General features: G+C 60.3%; 14 protein-coding genes. All 14 read left to right on the forward strand.

Features of this window, described 5'->3' with window-relative positions; all coding sequences use genetic code 11:
• The first annotated feature begins 149 nt into the window (after positions 1 to 149).
• The 14 genes from bchF to hemA are packed head-to-tail and all read left to right on the forward strand — an operon-like array spanning position 150 to position 15,311.
• A complete protein-coding gene (gene bchF / locus FIU92_RS09910; protein ID WP_152458413.1) occupies positions 150 to 638 on the forward strand; it encodes a 2-vinyl bacteriochlorophyllide hydratase in 489 nt (162 codons plus the stop codon).
• Complete coding sequence (locus tag FIU92_RS09915; protein ID WP_152458414.1) at positions 635 to 1,912, forward strand: ferredoxin:protochlorophyllide reductase (ATP-dependent) subunit N; 1,278 nt, start codon at positions 635 to 637, stop codon at positions 1,910 to 1,912. Before bchF ends, FIU92_RS09915 begins: the two co-directional genes overlap by 4 nt.
• Complete coding sequence (bchB, locus tag FIU92_RS09920) at positions 1,909 to 3,417, forward strand: ferredoxin:protochlorophyllide reductase (ATP-dependent) subunit B (protein ID WP_152458415.1); 1,509 nt, start codon at positions 1,909 to 1,911, stop codon at positions 3,415 to 3,417. Before FIU92_RS09915 ends, bchB begins: the two co-directional genes overlap by 4 nt.
• Positions 3,407 to 6,961: a magnesium chelatase subunit H gene (locus FIU92_RS09925; protein WP_152458416.1), complete on the forward strand. Its 3,555-nt coding sequence runs from the start codon at positions 3,407 to 3,409 to the stop codon at positions 6,959 to 6,961. The genes bchB and FIU92_RS09925 overlap by 11 nt, the downstream gene beginning before the upstream one ends.
• 10 nt (positions 6,962 to 6,971) lie before the next feature.
• Positions 6,972 to 7,871: a ferredoxin:protochlorophyllide reductase (ATP-dependent) iron-sulfur ATP-binding protein gene (gene bchL, locus FIU92_RS09930; RefSeq protein ID WP_152458417.1), complete on the forward strand. Its 900-nt coding sequence runs from the start codon at positions 6,972 to 6,974 to the stop codon at positions 7,869 to 7,871.
• On the forward strand, positions 7,871 to 8,539 hold the full coding sequence (gene bchM / locus FIU92_RS09935; RefSeq protein WP_152458418.1) for a magnesium protoporphyrin IX methyltransferase: 669 nt from the start codon (positions 7,871 to 7,873) through the stop codon (positions 8,537 to 8,539). Before bchL ends, bchM begins: the two co-directional genes overlap by 1 nt.
• On the forward strand, positions 8,536 to 9,957 hold the full coding sequence (locus FIU92_RS09940) for a PucC family protein (protein WP_152458419.1): 1,422 nt from the start codon (positions 8,536 to 8,538) through the stop codon (positions 9,955 to 9,957). The genes bchM and FIU92_RS09940 overlap by 4 nt, the downstream gene beginning before the upstream one ends.
• 31 nt (positions 9,958 to 9,988) lie before the next feature.
• A complete protein-coding gene (puhA, locus tag FIU92_RS09945; protein ID WP_152458420.1) occupies positions 9,989 to 10,759 on the forward strand; it encodes a photosynthetic reaction center subunit H in 771 nt (256 codons plus the stop codon).
• Positions 10,760 to 10,776: 17 nt separating this feature from the next.
• A complete protein-coding gene (puhB, locus tag FIU92_RS09950) occupies positions 10,777 to 11,400 on the forward strand; it encodes a photosynthetic complex putative assembly protein PuhB (protein WP_152458421.1) in 624 nt (207 codons plus the stop codon).
• A gap of 9 nt (positions 11,401 to 11,409) precedes the next feature.
• The gene (gene puhC, locus FIU92_RS09955) at positions 11,410 to 11,871 is read left to right on the forward strand and encodes a photosynthetic complex assembly protein PuhC (RefSeq protein WP_152458422.1); all 462 of its coding nucleotides are present in this window, start codon (positions 11,410 to 11,412) and stop codon (positions 11,869 to 11,871) included.
• Between the two features lie 12 nt (positions 11,872 to 11,883).
• A complete protein-coding gene (locus FIU92_RS09960) occupies positions 11,884 to 12,180 on the forward strand; it encodes a hypothetical protein (RefSeq protein ID WP_152458423.1) in 297 nt (98 codons plus the stop codon).
• Positions 12,177 to 13,304 (forward strand): magnesium-protoporphyrin IX monomethyl ester (oxidative) cyclase, encoded by a 1,128-nt coding sequence (gene acsF / locus FIU92_RS09965; protein WP_152458424.1) that lies wholly within the window; start codon positions 12,177 to 12,179, stop codon positions 13,302 to 13,304. Before FIU92_RS09960 ends, acsF begins: the two co-directional genes overlap by 4 nt.
• Positions 13,304 to 14,107, forward strand: coding sequence for a putative photosynthetic complex assembly protein PuhE (gene puhE / locus FIU92_RS09970; protein ID WP_152458425.1), 804 nt, complete (start codon positions 13,304 to 13,306; stop codon positions 14,105 to 14,107). The genes acsF and puhE overlap by 1 nt, the downstream gene beginning before the upstream one ends.
• Complete coding sequence (gene hemA, locus FIU92_RS09975) at positions 14,097 to 15,311, forward strand: 5-aminolevulinate synthase (RefSeq protein WP_152458426.1); 1,215 nt, start codon at positions 14,097 to 14,099, stop codon at positions 15,309 to 15,311. Before puhE ends, hemA begins: the two co-directional genes overlap by 11 nt.
• The last annotated feature ends 42 nt before the right edge of the window (positions 15,312 to 15,353 follow it).

Consider the following 15,353-nt stretch of genomic DNA (forward strand, 5'->3'; position numbering starts at 1 on the left):
TCTCTTAATTTCAATGATATAATTCAGTATCCGAGTTGCAAATCCAGAAAGTCGTAGATTCTCTTCAACTTTTCCAGAGTGTAAGTTTTAATTGACACTTTCCAATCCAACCCTCTACGCTGGTGTAGAAGTTCAGGAGGGAGGCCACCATGGCGCGACCAGCCATGAGTACGCCTGGAACGCACCAGCTTTACACACCGGATCAACTGGCGCGTCGGGACAGCACATATTGGACGACCGTTCAGGGCATTCTGGCACCGCTGCAATTTGCGGTGTTTGTTGTCTCGCTTGGGTTGGTGCTGCGCTACCTTGCGACCGGTGAGGGATACGCGATCGCCACCGTTTCGATTGTCCTGAAAACGCTCGTTCTCTACCTCATTATGGTGACCGGCGCGATCTGGGAAAAAGTCGTGTTCGGACAGTATTTGCTGGCCCCTGCCTTCTTCTGGGAAGACGTTTTCAGCTTTCTGGTCATCGCCCTGCACACGACGTATTTAATTGCCCTTTCAACAGGTTGGCTAACACCGACGCAATTGATGCTGCTGACCTTGGCCGCGTATCTGGCCTATGTGATCAACGCCGGGCAGTTCCTGTGGAAGCTCCGCCGCGCGCGACTGCAGATGCAGGCCAGCGCATGAATACAGCAGCACCCATATCTTCGGGTTGCACCCAGACGCCAGTCCTGCGCGAACGCGGACAGCACGAGGTTTTCTGCGGCCTGACATCGATCATCTGGCTGCACCGGATGATGCCGGATTCCTTCTTTCTTGTGGTCGGCTCGCGCACCTGCGCGCATCTGCTGCAAAGCGCCGCTGGCGTCATGATCTTCGCCGAGCCGCGCTTTGGCACAGCGATTCTTGAAGAGACCGATCTGGCCGGCATGGCCGACGCGCAGCAAGAGATCGACCGCGAAGTTGACCGTTTACTGTCAAGACGGGCTGACATTCGCCGATTGTTCCTTGTCGGATCCTGCCCCTCCGAGGTGATTAAGCTGGATCTTGCCAAAGCGGCGGAACGCTTGAACGCGCGGTATGCGCCGAAGATCCGGGTACTGAATTTCTCCGGGTCGGGGATCGAGACCACTTTCACGCAGGGCGAAGACAGTTGCCTGGCCGCGATGGTTGCAGCGATGCCAAACAGCGACACCACGCAACTGGTTATCGCCGGTGGGTTGCCCGACGTTGTTCAGGATCAAATGCTGGACCTGCTGTCGAAGATCGGTGTGCCTCGTGTTCGGCTTCTCCCCAATCGATCCAGCGACCAAGAGTTTGGGATCGGTCCAAATACTCAGGTCGCTTTTGTGCAACCATTCCTGGGTGAGACCCATGACGTTCTGGTGCGCCGGGGCGCCCACCAAATCCGCGCGCCTTTCCCGTTGGGTGAGCAGGGTACAACTGCATGGCTGCATGCCGTTGCCGCCCGTTTCGGTATTTCGGCAGATCATGTGGACGCGGTTACTCAGTCCGCGCGCCTGCGAGCACAAAAAGCGATTGCGCAAGCCTCGGAACCGCTCAATGGGAAGCGCGTTTTTCTGATGCCTGACAGCCAGTTAGAGGTTCCGCTGGCACGTTTCCTTACGCGTGAATGCGGCATGGAACTGGTTGAGGTCGGCACGCCTTACCTGCACCGCGATCTGGTCGGCGAGGACCTTGCTGAAATCCAAAGCGACCCAACCCTGTCCGAAGGCCAAGATGTCGAAAAACAACTGGACCGGGTGCGCGCTGCGCAGCCCGATCTGACGGTTTGCGGATTAGGACTTGCCAACCCGCTCGAGGCCGAAGGGCTGGCGACCAAATGGGCCATCGAGTTGGTCTTCTCGCCCATCCATTTCTACGAACAAGCCGGTGATCTGGCTGGTCTGTTTGCCCGCCCGCTGCGTCGGCGCGGCCTTTTGGGGGTGGCTGCAGAATGAAGCTTTCGGTGTGGACATATGAAGGCCCGCCCCATGTGGGGGCTATGCGCGTCGCGACCGCGATGACCGGGCTACACTATGTTCTGCACGCGCCGCAAGGTGATACTTACGCTGATCTGCTGTTCACTATGATCGAACGTCGCAATCACCGCCCGCCGGTGACCTATACGACGTTCCAGGCGCGTGATTTGGGGTCTGACACTGCCAAGTTGTTCCGCGACGCCTGTCAGGCTGCGTATGACAGATTCCAACCACAGGCCATGATCGTTGGCGCCTCCTGCACCGCCGAGTTGATCCAGGACGATCCAGGTGGGCTGGGCGAAGCCTTGGGACTGCCCGTTCCGGTGATCCCGCTTGAACTGCCCAGCTATCAGCGGAAAGAGAATTTCGGTGCGGATGAGACCTTTCTGCAAATCGTGCGCTGCCTCGCCAAACCGACCGAGCGCACGAAACGCGTGTCATGCAACCTGATCGGTGCCACCGCGCTGGGGTTCCGACATCGCGATGACATCACCGAAATCACAGCCCTACTGAACGAAATGGGCGTCGAAGTTAATGTTACTGCCCCTTTTGGCGCGACACCGTCCGACATTACGCGCTTGGGGGCCGCACATTTCAACGTGCTGATGTATCCCGAAACCGGTGAAAGCGCCTGTCGCTGGATGGAACGGAACCTCGGCCAACCCTATACACGCATTATTCCCATCGGCGTCGGTGCGACGAGGGAGTTCGTCAATGAAGTGGCCGCGCTCGCCGGATGCGCACCGCGTCTGGATACCGACCGGCTGCGCCTGCCGTGGTACTCGGCCAGCGTCGACAGCACCTATCTGACCGGCAAACGCGTTTTTCTTTTTGGCGATGGAACCCATGTCGCTGCCGCCACCCGCATCGCTCGCGAGGAAATGGGATTCGAGGTCGTTGGCATCGGCTGTTTCAACCGCGAAATGGCCCGCCCGATCCGCGCGCTGGCCAAGGAGATCGGTGTCGAAGCGCTGATCACCGATGATTACCTTGAGGTCGAGGCGCAGATTTCGGACCTCGCGCCTGAACTGATCCTCGGCACGCAGATGGAACGCCACATCGGCAAGCGTCTGGGCATTCCCTGTGCCGTCATCTCAGCTCCGGTTCATGTACAGGACTTCCCCGCCCGCTATTCGCCGCAAATGGGTATCGAAGGCGCCAACGTGATCTTTGACACTTGGGTACATCCGCTGGTCATGGGGCTGGAGGAACACCTGCTGCACATGTTCCGCGAAGACCCCGAATTCAACGACGCCGCCGGCCCCTCGCATCATGCCCATGGGGCCAAGCAGGTTGCAGAAATAGCTGAATCCACCGGCGCCCAGATCATCTGGCTGGATGACGCCGAGCGTGAGCTGCGCAAAGTCCCCTTCTTCGTGCGCGGCAAGGCGCGGCGCAATACGGAAGCGTTTGCCGAGGCGCGGGGCGAGTCCGAAATCTCCGTTGAAACTCTTTACGAAGCCAAGGCCCACTATGCGCGATGACAGCCAGACATATCGGCCCTATCGCATCGCGATCGTGACGCTGGACAGCCACGCCGCCGGTCCGTGTGATCGGGTTCTGGCGCGACTGCAATCCGATTTTCCCGGCTTGGAACTTGAAGTGTTTGCCGCTGCGGAATGGGGCGAAGACCCGACTGCGCTTGAAGCCGCCCGACAAGGTGTCGCCAAGGCCGATCTCGTCATCGCCAATCTTCTGTTCCTTGAAGAACATATCAACGCAATCCTGCCCGCGCTTCAGGCCCGGCGCGACGATTGCGACGCGATGATCGGCATCATCGCAGACGCGCAGATCGTCAAGCTGACCCGCATGGGTGCACTGGATATGGCCGCGCCAACCTCAGGCGCTCTGAAACTGCTGCGTAGGCTGCGGGGCTCGTCCAAGCCATCCTCCGATACCGGCCAGCGCAAGATGAAAATCCTGCGCCGTTTGCCGCAGATCCTGAAGTTCATCCCCGGCAAGGCTCAGGACTTGCGCGCTTGGTTCATCACCATGCAGTACTGGCTTGGCAGTTCTGACGACAATATGGAGGCGATGGTCCGCTTTCTGATCAGCCGCTATGCTGATCGATCGGAATGGAAGAATGCTGAGGCTCCGGAACCACGCGAGTATCCCGATGCGGGGCTATACCACCCAGACCTGTCGCACCGAATCACCACCAACGTGCAAGACTTGCCAGGTCCCCGCAGACCGCGTGCGACCGTGGGCGTTCTTATGATGCGGTCATATGTGCTCAGTTCTGACACGGCGCACTATGACGCGGTGATCCGCGCGCTTGAGGCAAAAGGCTTGCGGGTGATCCCGGCTTTTGCAGGCGGGTTGGATGCGCGGCCCGCCGTAGACCAGTTCTTTCAAAAGGATGGTGCGCGCAAGATCGATGCCCTGTTGTCGCTGACCGGATTCTCGCTTGTGGGCGGCCCGGCTTACAATGATAATGAGAACGCGATCAAGGTTCTTGAAAACCTTGATATACCTTACGTTTCCGCACACCCGCTCGAGTTCCAAACGCTCGATCAATGGGCCGCCTCGCCGCAAGGGCTTGGGCCGATTGAAACCACTATGCTGATCGCCCTGCCCGAGTTGGATGGCGCAACCGTGCCGACCGTCTTTGCCGGGCGTCATGGGCCAAAGGGCTGCACCGGTTGTTCTCGGGCCTGCAAACCCATCGTCAGCAAAGCCATGGCCCCCTGCCCCGAGCGGATTGAGGTTTTGGCCGCCCGTATGGCTCGGTTAGCTGCTCTGCGCAAATCCCGCGCAGCCGAGCGCAAACTGGCGATTGTTCTCTTCGGCTTCCCACCCAATGCCGGGGCCGCTGGAACCGCCGCCCATCTGGATGTCTTCACGTCCCTGCTGAACACGATGCGGGCGTTGAGGGCGGATGGCTATGATCTCGACCCACCCGAAACGGTCGAAGATCTACGAGACGCCGTACTGGGTGGTAGCGCCGAAATTTACGGGCAGGAGGCCAACGTCGCTGCCAAGATCAGCGCCGATGACATCGTGCGCGATACGCCATGGCTGGATGAGATCGAGGCAAGTTGGGGACCCGCCCCCGGTCGGGTTCAGACGGATGGGCGCGACGTTTTTGTTCTGGGCCGTCAGTTCGGCAATATCTTCGTCGGTCTGCAACCGGGCTTCGGATACGAGGGCGACCCAATGCGCCTGCTGTTCGAACACGGCTTTGCCCCGACCCACGCCTTTGCTCAGTTCTACCTATGGCTCCGCAACAGCTTCGGCGCGGATGCCGTACTGCACTTTGGTATGCACGGCGCGTTGGAATTCATGCCGGGCAAACAAACTGGCCTCAGCGGGTCGGACTGGCCGGATCGCCTGATCGGAGACCTGCCGAACATCTACCTATACGCAGCGAACAACCCGTCCGAGGCCACTCTGGCCAAGCGCCGGTCGGGCGCGGTGACTGTCAGCCACTTGACGCCAGCGCTTTCCAGCGCGGGGCTGTACAAAGGGTTGGCCGAACTGAAAGACAGCCTGAGCCGCTGGCGTGCCCTGCCCCCCAACGCAACCGACCGCGCCGATCTTGAAACGTTGATTGTGGATCAAGCCGAGGCCGTGGATCTGGACGGAAAAGACCCAGCGGCCTTGTGGCACACGCTGCTGGATACAGAAGGTGCGCTGATCCCCGAAGGTCTGCATGTGGTCGGCCAACCGATGGCTGAGCACCAGCGCTCAGAATATCTGGACCTGCTCGATCTGGACACGACAGGTCGCGCCGAAATGGACACCGCTCTGGCCCGCGAAACCGAACTCCCCGCCCTGCTGCGCGCGCTGGAGGGTCGGTTCACATCGCCCGTCCCCGGCGGCGATCTGCTGCGCAACCCCGAAATTCTGCCCACAGGCCGCAACATCCATGCCTTCGATCCGTTCCGCATGCCCACAGCCTATGCCTGTCAGGACGGAGCGAAACAGGCGGAACTGCTGCTGAAAACCCATGATACCCTGCCGCGCAGCGTGGCCCTCGTGCTTTGGGGCAGCGACAACATCAAATCCGATGGCGGCCCCATTGGACAGGCTCTGGCCCTGATGGGTGCGCAACCCCGGTTCGACAGCTTTGGCCGTCTCTCCGGGGCGGACTTGATCCCTCTATCGGAGCTGGGCCGTCCACGGATCGACGTGGTGATGACCCTTTCGGGTATTTTCCGCGACCTGCTGCCCCTTCAAACCCGTCTGCTGGCCGAAGCCGCGCTGAAGGCCGCGCAAGCTGATGAACCGCTGGATCAGAACTTCATCCGCGCGCATTCGCTTGCCTATGCCGAGCGCATGAATGTGCCGTTGGAAGAGGCTGCCCTGCGCGTCTTCTCGAATGCCGAAGGAGCCTATGGTTCGAACGTCAATCAACTGGTCGACAGTCTGGCCTTCGTGGACGAGGACGAATTGGCCGACGCCTACGAGGCCCGCAAGGGTTTCGCCTATGACACCAACGGCAAAGCGAAAAAGAACACCAATCTGCTGCAACAAACGATGAAAGATGTCGAGGTCGCCTATCAGAACCTCGAATCAGTCGAGTTGGGTGTCACTACTGTTGACCACTATTTCGATACTCTGGGCGGTATCTCTCGCGCGGTGCGCCGGGCGCGGGGCTCGGACGTTGCGGTCTATATCAGTGACCAGACACGTGGCGACGGCAAGGTGCGCACGCTGGCCGATCAGGTGGCGCTGGAGACACGGTCCCGCTCGCTGAACCCGAAATTCTACGAAGGATTATTGAAGCACGGCGCCGAGGGCGTTCGCCAGATCGAGGCGCATGTGACCAACACACTGGGCTGGTCGGCCACCACCGGTCAGGTGGAACCTTGGGTGTATCAGCGCATCTCGGAAACATTCGTGCTGGATGAAGACATGCGCAACCGGCTGGCCGACCTGAACCCGGTCGCCTCCAGCCGCATGGCCAACCGCCTGCTCGAGGCCAGCGATCGCGCTTATTGGCAACCCGATGCGGAAACCCTCGACGCGCTGCAACGTGCGGCAGACGCGTTGGAAGACCGGATGGAAGGGATTGCCGCGGAATGAGGAACACATCATGAGCCCATTGGACAAAAACCCTCCGAACCTGACTGGCCTTGATGGTGAAGGCTCAGTTCAGGTGCACCAGGACCCCACAGCGCGGATCGAAGGGGCCAAGGTGTTCTCGGTCTACGGCAAGGGCGGAATCGGGAAATCCACTACAAGTTCCAACCTGTCAGCCGCGTTCTCGACCTTGGGCAAACGAGTGCTGCAGATCGGGTGCGACCCGAAACATGACAGCACCTTTACCCTGACCGGGTCCCTGGTGCCGACCGTGATCGACATTTTGAAAGAGGTTGATTTCCACCCCGAAGAGTTGCGCCCCGAGGATTTCGTGTTCGAAGGCTGGGGCGGCGTGCAATGTGTCGAGGCCGGTGGCCCTCCGGCAGGCACAGGTTGCGGTGGGTACGTGGTTGGGCAGACCGTGAAGCTGCTGAAACAGCATCACATGCTGGACGAGACCGATGTCGTGATCTTTGACGTTTTGGGCGATGTAGTCTGCGGTGGGTTCGCAGCACCTCTGCAACATGCCGACCGGGCGGTAATTGTCACTGCGAACGACTTTGATTCGATCTATGCGATGAACCGGATCATCGCTGCTGTTCAGGCGAAATCCGCCAATTACAAAGTCCGTCTGGCCGGGTGCGTCGCCAATCGCAGCCGCGACACGGATGAGGTAGACCGCTTCTGCGATCAGGTCGGCTTCAAGCGCATCGCGCATATGCCCGATGTCGACGCCATCCGCCGTTCGCGCCTGAAGAAGAAAACCCTGTTCGAGATGGATGATGACGAGGACATCGTCCGCTGCCGTGCTGAATATGTCCGGCTGGCTGAGACGCTTTGGAACGGGACTGAGGCATTGGCGCCTGAACCTCTGCCAGACCGGGAAATCTTTGAGCTGTTGGGGTTTGACTGATGACCTATGAAGCCACACGCGCTCGGGTCGAAACCTATTTCGACCGTACCGCCACCCGCACGTGGGAGCGGCTGACCAGCGATGCGCCTGTTTCAAAGATCCGCCAGACTGTGCGCGAAGGCCGCGATCAGATGCGCAACCGCCTGTTGGAGGGGTTGCCCGCAGATCTGACGGGACGTCGTGTTCTGGATGCGGGCTGTGGTACTGGCCAATTGACCGAAATCCTTGCTGCACGTGGGGCCGAGGTGGTGGCCATCGACATTTCCCCTGCCCTGATCGACATCGCCCGCGCGCGCTTGCCCGCGGCGCTGCAGGACCAAGTCGATTTCCACGCGGGCGACATGCTGCATGAGCCCAACGGCCCGTTTGATCAAGTCTTCGCCATGGACAGCCTGATCTACTATGACGCCGACCATATCCGTGACGCGGTGGATCGCTTCGCAGGTCACGGCGCAAACGTCCGGTTTACCGTGGCTCCGCGCACGCCTCTGCTGGCCGCCATGTGGTACGCAGGCAAGGTTTTTCCGAAAAGCGACCGCTCTCCAACTATGGTGCCCCACAATACCAAGGTGCTGACCCGTAGGCTCGATGATGCCGGAACGGTCCGCGATCTGGGTCGCGTTAATTGTGGCTTTTACATCTCTCACGCGCTGGAGGTTGCTTTATGAGCCAGCGCCCCTCGCCCTTCACCCGGATACCGGCCGAGTTCCTGCCCTTCGCAGATGCCGCCAGTGCGGACCTGCCGATGGGCCAGTTGCTGCGGCTGTCGCTATTCCAAGTGTCGGTCGGGATGGCCTCGGTCATGTTGCTGGGCACGCTGAACCGCGTGATGATTGTCGAGTTGGGCGTGGCCGCCACGGTCGTTGCCATCATGATCGCCTTGCCGGTCCTGATTGCGCCCTTCCGCGCTCTTCTGGGCTTCCGCAGTGACACCCATCGCAGCGCGATTGGTTGGAAGCGCATCCCGTACCTGTGGTTCGGCTCGATCTGGCAGATGGGCGGGCTGGCTGTGATGCCGTTCGCACTGCTGGTCTTGGGCGGCCATTCCACGCTGCATGTCCCTTACGCCGGTGAGGCGCTGGCGGCGATTTCTTTCCTAATGGCCGGCCTCGGGATCCATATGACGCAAACCGCCGGTCTGGCGTTGGCCTGTGACCGGGCCACGCCCGAAACGCGGCCCAAGGTCGTCGCCCTGCTTTACGTGATGTTCCTGATTGGCATGGGGGCTTCGGCCCTGATCGTCGGCTGGCTGCTGCGCGATTTCTCAGACCTGCGCCTGATCCGCGTGGTTCAGGGCGCGGCAGTGGTTGGCATGGTATTGAACCTGATCGCCCTCTGGCGGCAGGAAAAAGTCCGCCCCATGAGCGCCGAAGAACGTGCAGCGCCTCGACCCCGGTTCAGCGATGCCTGGTCCGATCTGCTAAGCGGAGGTCAAGCTGGGCGCCTGCTGGCGGTCGTCTTCCTGGGCACCATGGCTTTCAACATGCAGGACGTGCTGCTTGAGCCTTATGGCGGTGAAATTCTTGGCCTTTCGGTCTCGTCCACGACCGTTCTGACGGCCATGTGGGCCACCGGAGCACTCGCAGGGTATGGGCTGTCCGCGCGCCTCCTCGGGCTGGGTCGCGATCCGATCCGCCTCTCCTGCGGTGGCATCCTGGTCGGGATCGCCGCGTTCAGCGCTGTGATCTTCTCGGCCCCGATGCAGGCCCCGCTGTTGTTCTTCACCGGCGCCGGACTGATCGGCTTTGGCGGGGGTATCTTCGCCGTTTGCACTCTGATCTCAACCATGTCCCTGCCAGAACAGGGCTTTGCCGGGCGTGGCTTGGCCTTGGGGGCATGGGGTGCTGCGCAAGCAACCGCCTCGGGGCTTGCTATCGCCCTTGGCGGCGCACTGCGTGACATCGTCAACATACAAGCGCTGCAGGGCAACCTCGGCACCGCACTGAATTCGAACGCGACGGGTTATTCCGTCGTCTACCACACTGAAATCGCTTTGCTTTTCATCACACTCATCGTGCTTGGGCCGCTGGCGACGCGCAAACGTCGGGCGACTGGCCCAACCGGTCTGCCGGAGTTCCCGACATGATGCGCAAAACACTGAATGAAAGGATCACGGCATGACCCAGACCTTTTTCGGAGAATTCGACCTCGCCAGCCTGTCGATCTGGCTTTTCTGGGTCTTTTTCGCCCTTCTGATCTTCTACATCCAGCGGGAAAACATGCGCGAGGGCTTTCCTCTGGTCGATGACGACGGTGAGGAAGCGCCCAATCAGGGTCTGTTCCCGGTCCCGGATGACAAGACCTTCAAACTGCCCCACGGGCGCGGAGAGTTGACTGTTCCCAGCGGCCAACGCGGTGATCGCGATAATCTGGCACTGGAACGCACAAACGCCGCTGGAGGGTATCCGTTCGAGCCCACCGGCAACCCGATGGTCGACGGTGTGGGGCCCGCCGCCTGGGCTCCGCGACGCGATATTCCGGAGCTGGACGGCCATGGACACCTCAAACTGCAGCCAATGCGCAAACTTGAGGCATTCTCGCACGCCGCAGGCCGAGACCCGCGCGGCAAACCCGTTGTGACCGGCGACAATCAGGCCGTCGGCACCGTCACCGACATGTGGGTCGACGTACCTGAGCAACTGGTCCGCTATCTCGAATACGAACTGGACGCGGAACATGGCGGCGGCACCCGGTTGGTGCCTTTGACCATGGCGCGCATCTGGTCGAACCGGGTCAAGGTCCGCTCGATCTTTGCCGAGCATGTCAAGGACGTGCCGCAGATCGCGGACCCCGATCAGGTCACCCTGCTCGAGGAAGAGAAAATCAGCGCCTACTACGCCGGCGGCACGCTTTACGCCAGCGAAGCCCGGCAAGAGCCGCAGATCTAAGGACAGGAGCCACCCGCATGTCACATGACGATTTCGCAGTCGAACCGGTGCCGGGCCTACCGGAACGCCCGCCCGAGGGTGAGGTGATCCTTTGGCAGGGTCGCCCGCACTGGTGGGCGCTTGCGAAATCCTCTGTCAGTGTCTTGTGGGTTGCGGGCTATTTTGCGGTCCTGACGCTCTGGCGCTTTGTCTCGGTGGTGGACCTGATGCCACTGGATCTGGCCATTGCTGCGTCGCTGCCCTTCGTGATCCTTGGGGCCGTAACCTGCGCGCTTCTCGTCCTGTTTTCGGTCATTCAGGCCCGGTGCACGATGTACACGCTAACCAACCGTCGCGTAGCCATGCGGATCGGCGCCGCGCTGACCATCACGCTGAACCTGCCATACTCGAAAATCGCCAGCGCAGATCTGGACCTGCGCAAGGATGGCACCGGCACGATTGCCCTTACGCTGCAAGGCCCGACACGATTCAGCTATCTGCTCTGCTGGCCACATGTCCGGCCGTGGCGCTTCAACACCCAGCCTGCACTGCGCTGCATCCCTGATGCCGAAAACGTTGCGCGCATCTTCGCAGATGCCGCCGAGGCGCAGGTCAGCATCCCGCGCGTCGAGCGCACCATGAACCCAATCGCGGCGGAATAGGAGAACGGCATGACCGATACCCAAACCCATAGCCAAGACCGCGAGTTGATCCCGCGCGCGCTGCTTCGGGCAATGGGGCTGTTGGTTTGTGCTGTTCTGGCCATTGTCACCTATGCGCGTATCGCCGATGTGCCACTTTCGGCGACGCCTCCGGCGGCGGAAATCACGCATGAGCGCGCGATGATCCTGATCAGCGATGGCGTCAGCGGTGCCGTCAGCGTGATGTCGCCCGAAGGCGTGGTCATCGCCCGGCTGGACGCCACCCAGGGCGGCTTTGTTGCGGGTGTCGCCCGGGTCATCGACCGCAACCGCGCGCAGGCCAATCTGCCTGCGCACACCCCCGTCATCGTAACGCGCCGCGCCAATGGCCGTCTCGATATCACCGATCCCGTAACGGGATGGAGCGCCGACCTCATGGGGTTTGGTGCCGATAATGCCAGTCGTTTCGCCAGACTTCTGGATCAACCTTGAAAGGAAGCCAACATGGGACTTTTGACGAAAGACTTTGAACGCGCGCCCTGCACAATCGAGGTGAGCCACAAATTCGAGAGCCTGCACGCCCATGTCAGGTTCGACAACGGTGCCGTGATCTATCCCGGCGACGAGGTGCAGGTGAAGGGTCCTGAAATCATGGCCCCGTTCGGTGAGATCGTCATTGAACAGCGCGAAGCAACAATCATCCGCGCCAGCCTGCTCGAACGTCTCTGGACCCGCCTTACGGGCGATTTCGAAGTGATGGAGCTGTGCGAATTCTCCTTCTCTGAGGAGGTCACGCTATGAATATGCAATCCAAACACACCGCCGACGCCACCACGGTCGAAGAGGGCCTGGCCATCGCTGCCGAACAGGACGCAATCTACGACGACGAGATGGCGACCGAGACGGCGATGCAGAACACTCTGCTGACGCCGCGCTTTTACACCACCGACTTTGATGAGCTGGATGCCATTGATGTCTCCTCGGTGCGCGAGGACTGGGACGGGCTGATCGCTCAGATGCTCTCAGACCCGAACAAGGGACACTTCAAGAAGAACGAAGATTGGGACCAGATCGACTGGGACGGCATGGATCCGCAGCTCAAGAAGGAATTCATCGACTTCCTGATCTCGTCCTGCACCGCCGAATTCTCGGGCTGTGTGCTGTACAAAGAAATGAAGCGGCGTGGGAACAACAAGGACATCACCCAGCTGTTCCAACTGATGGCTCGGGATGAGGCGCGCCATGCGGGTTTCATCAACGATGCGCTGCGCGAGGCCGGGTTACGGGTGAATCTGGGCTTCCTGACCCAGAAGAAGAAATACACCTATTTCCGGCCCAAGTTCATCTACTACGCCACCTACCTGTCGGAAAAAATCGGCTACGCCCGCTACATAACTATCTTCCGCCACCTTCAGGCTAACCCCGAACATCGGTTCCACCCGATCTTCAAGTGGTTCGAAGAGTGGTGCAATGACGAGTTCAGCCATGGCGAGGCGTTTGCTTTGCTGATGAAGACCGACCCAAAGCTGACCTCGGGCGTCAATGTGCTGTGGATCAAGTTCTTCCTGACCGCCGTCTACGCGACCATGTTCGTGCGCGACCATCAGCGGCCAGCCTTCCACGAGGCATTGGGCGTCGATCCGGATTGGTATGCCCACGCGGTGTTCGAGAAGACCAGCGAGCTCAGCAAGCAGATCTTCCCGATCACGCTGGATATCGACGATCCACGCTGGCTCAAGAACTGCCGTGCGCTGTATCGGGCCAACGCAGACATTGCCAAGGCGAAGGAGCGCGGTGGCATCGCGGGTAAAATCGCTCAGCTTTGGGGTTCGCTCCGCGCCGGACGCGCCTTTGTCGCGCTGTATTTCATCCCGGCGAAAAAGCATCAGGTTCCGACCAAAACAAGATTGGAGCCCTGCTACTGATGACCCTCGCCCCCTGGATCGCCGCGCCCATTGCGCTTTTCCTCTGGTGGTTCTCCACCGGGGCGATCCTGTGGGTGGTCCGCCGCAGCGTGGGAGGGCGCAGCCGCGCGGCGCTGTGGTCCCTGCCCGTGCTCATCGCCGGGCTGGCCGGGTTCTGGCTGTCGCTGGGCGATGACAGCACCGGCTCGATCTATCTGGGTTTCACAAGCGCTTTGGCAATTTGGGGCTGGATCGAACTGGCCTTCCTCTGCGGTATGATCACCGGACCCAACGCCTATCCCTGCCCCGCCGACGCGCCGTTTTGGGAGCGTTTTATCCGCGCCTGGGGCACCATTGCTTATCACGAGATGCTATTGGTCCTGATCACTATCGTGCTGGCGCTGATCAGTTGGAGCCAGCCCAACACCGCCGGCGCTTGGTGCTTCGGCATCCTCTTCGCCGCACGCATCTCAGCCAAGCTGAACCTGTTTTTTGGCGTGCCGAAATTCAATGCCGAGTTTCTGCCAGATCACCTGTCTCATCTGCCCAGCCACTTCCGCATCGCACGGATGAATTGGTTTTTCCCGATTTCCGTATCGCTGCTTTCCGTCGCCGTCGCCCTGTTCATGGCGCGCGCCGGACATGCTGCGACCGACCCTATCAAGACAACGCAAATCTTGTTGGCCAGCCTCACCGGTTTGGCCTTGCTGGAACATTGGTTGCTGGTTCTGCCGTTGCCCGACGCCAAGCTTTGGCGCTGGATGCTGCCGGACCCGAAACCGCTCACCATGAATACCGAAAGGGAGGGACGTCATGGAATTTGACAAGATGTTCAACACACAGCTGGATCAGCTGAAAGAGGAAGGCAATTACCGGATCTTTGCCGAGCTTGAACGGCTCTGCGGTGCGTTCCCGACCGCGAAATCTCATGTCGAAGACAGCCCCGACAAGGTCACTGTCTGGTGTTCGAACGACTATCTGGGCATGGGTCAGAACCCGAAAGTGCGCAAGGTGATGAAAGATGTCATCGACTCTTGCGGTGTGGGTGCCGGGGGCACCCGCAATATCTCTGGCACGAACCACCATCACGTCCGGCTCGAGGCCGAGCTAGCCGATCTGCATGGTAAAGAGGCCGCGCTGGTCTTTACCTCGGGCTACGTGTCGAACTGGGCGTCGCTGTCGACCCTTGGCAGTCGTCTGCCCGACGCGGTGATCCTGAGCGATGAGCTGAACCACGCCTCGATGATCGAGGGCATTCGCCATTCGCGGGCCAAAAAGGTCATCTGGAAGCACAATGATCCCGAAGACCTCGATCGCAAGCTGGCGGCCCTCCCTGTCAACAGCACCAAGATCGTGGCGTTCGAGTCGGTCTATTCGATGGATGGCGACATCTGTCCGATGAAAGAGATCGTCGAAGTGGCCGAAAAGCACGGCGCTCTGACCTATCTGGATGAGGTTCACGCCGTTGGCCTCTACGGTCCGCGCGGCGGAGGCATTAGCGAACAGGAAGGTCTGGCAGATCGCATCACCCTGATCGAAGGCACCTTGGGCAAGGCTTACGGCTGCGTCGGTGGCTATGTCACCGGGTCCGAGGCGCTGTGCGATTTCCTGCGCAGCTTTTCAAGCGGGTTTATCTTCACAACCGCCCTGCCTCCGGCGGTTGCAGCAGCAGCGACCACCAGCATCCGGCACCTGAAGACCAGCAATACCGAACGCATGGCCCAACGGCGTCAGGTAAAACGTCTGCGTGACAAGCTGGACGCCTATGGCATCCCGCATATGGACAACCCCAGCCACATTATCCCGGTGTTGATCAAGGACCCGGTCAAATGCCGGATGCTGTCCGATATCCTGATGCGCGACTACGGCATCTACGTGCAACCGATCAACTATCCGACTGTCCCGAAAGGAACTGAGCGGTTGCGATTTACACCGTCGCCCTTGCACAGCGATGACGATATCGACCGCCTGGTCGAGGCGTTGATGGTGCTTTGGAAGCAGTGTGCTTTGGCGCACGCGGTTGCCTGATCTCATTGTGCGCAAAATTGACTTTGAGACTGATGCTCTAAC

Source organism: Ruegeria sp. THAF33 (assembly GCF_009363615.1).
GTDB lineage: Bacteria > Pseudomonadota > Alphaproteobacteria > Rhodobacterales > Rhodobacteraceae > Ruegeria.

Coding starts and splice junctions, on each gene's coding strand:
- FIU92_RS09960 (WP_152458423.1), top strand. CDS start 11,884: ATGGGACTTTTGACGAAAGACTTTGAACGCGCGCCCTGCACAATCGAG.
- puhE (WP_152458425.1), top strand. CDS start 13,304: ATGACCCTCGCCCCCTGGATCGCCGCGCCCATTGCGCTTTTCCTCTGG.
- puhA (WP_152458420.1), top strand. CDS start 9,989: ATGACCCAGACCTTTTTCGGAGAATTCGACCTCGCCAGCCTGTCGATC.
- acsF (WP_152458424.1), top strand. CDS start 12,177: ATGAATATGCAATCCAAACACACCGCCGACGCCACCACGGTCGAAGAG.
- FIU92_RS09940 (WP_152458419.1), top strand. CDS start 8,536: ATGAGCCAGCGCCCCTCGCCCTTCACCCGGATACCGGCCGAGTTCCTG.
- bchM (WP_152458418.1), top strand. CDS start 7,871: ATGACCTATGAAGCCACACGCGCTCGGGTCGAAACCTATTTCGACCGT.
- bchB (WP_152458415.1), top strand. CDS start 1,909: ATGAAGCTTTCGGTGTGGACATATGAAGGCCCGCCCCATGTGGGGGCT.
- bchF (WP_152458413.1), top strand. CDS start 150: ATGGCGCGACCAGCCATGAGTACGCCTGGAACGCACCAGCTTTACACA.
- puhC (WP_152458422.1), top strand. CDS start 11,410: ATGACCGATACCCAAACCCATAGCCAAGACCGCGAGTTGATCCCGCGC.
- bchL (WP_152458417.1), top strand. CDS start 6,972: ATGAGCCCATTGGACAAAAACCCTCCGAACCTGACTGGCCTTGATGGT.
- puhB (WP_152458421.1), top strand. CDS start 10,777: ATGTCACATGACGATTTCGCAGTCGAACCGGTGCCGGGCCTACCGGAA.
- hemA (WP_152458426.1), top strand. CDS start 14,097: ATGGAATTTGACAAGATGTTCAACACACAGCTGGATCAGCTGAAAGAG.
- FIU92_RS09915 (WP_152458414.1), top strand. CDS start 635: ATGAATACAGCAGCACCCATATCTTCGGGTTGCACCCAGACGCCAGTC.
- FIU92_RS09925 (WP_152458416.1), top strand. CDS start 3,407: ATGCGCGATGACAGCCAGACATATCGGCCCTATCGCATCGCGATCGTG.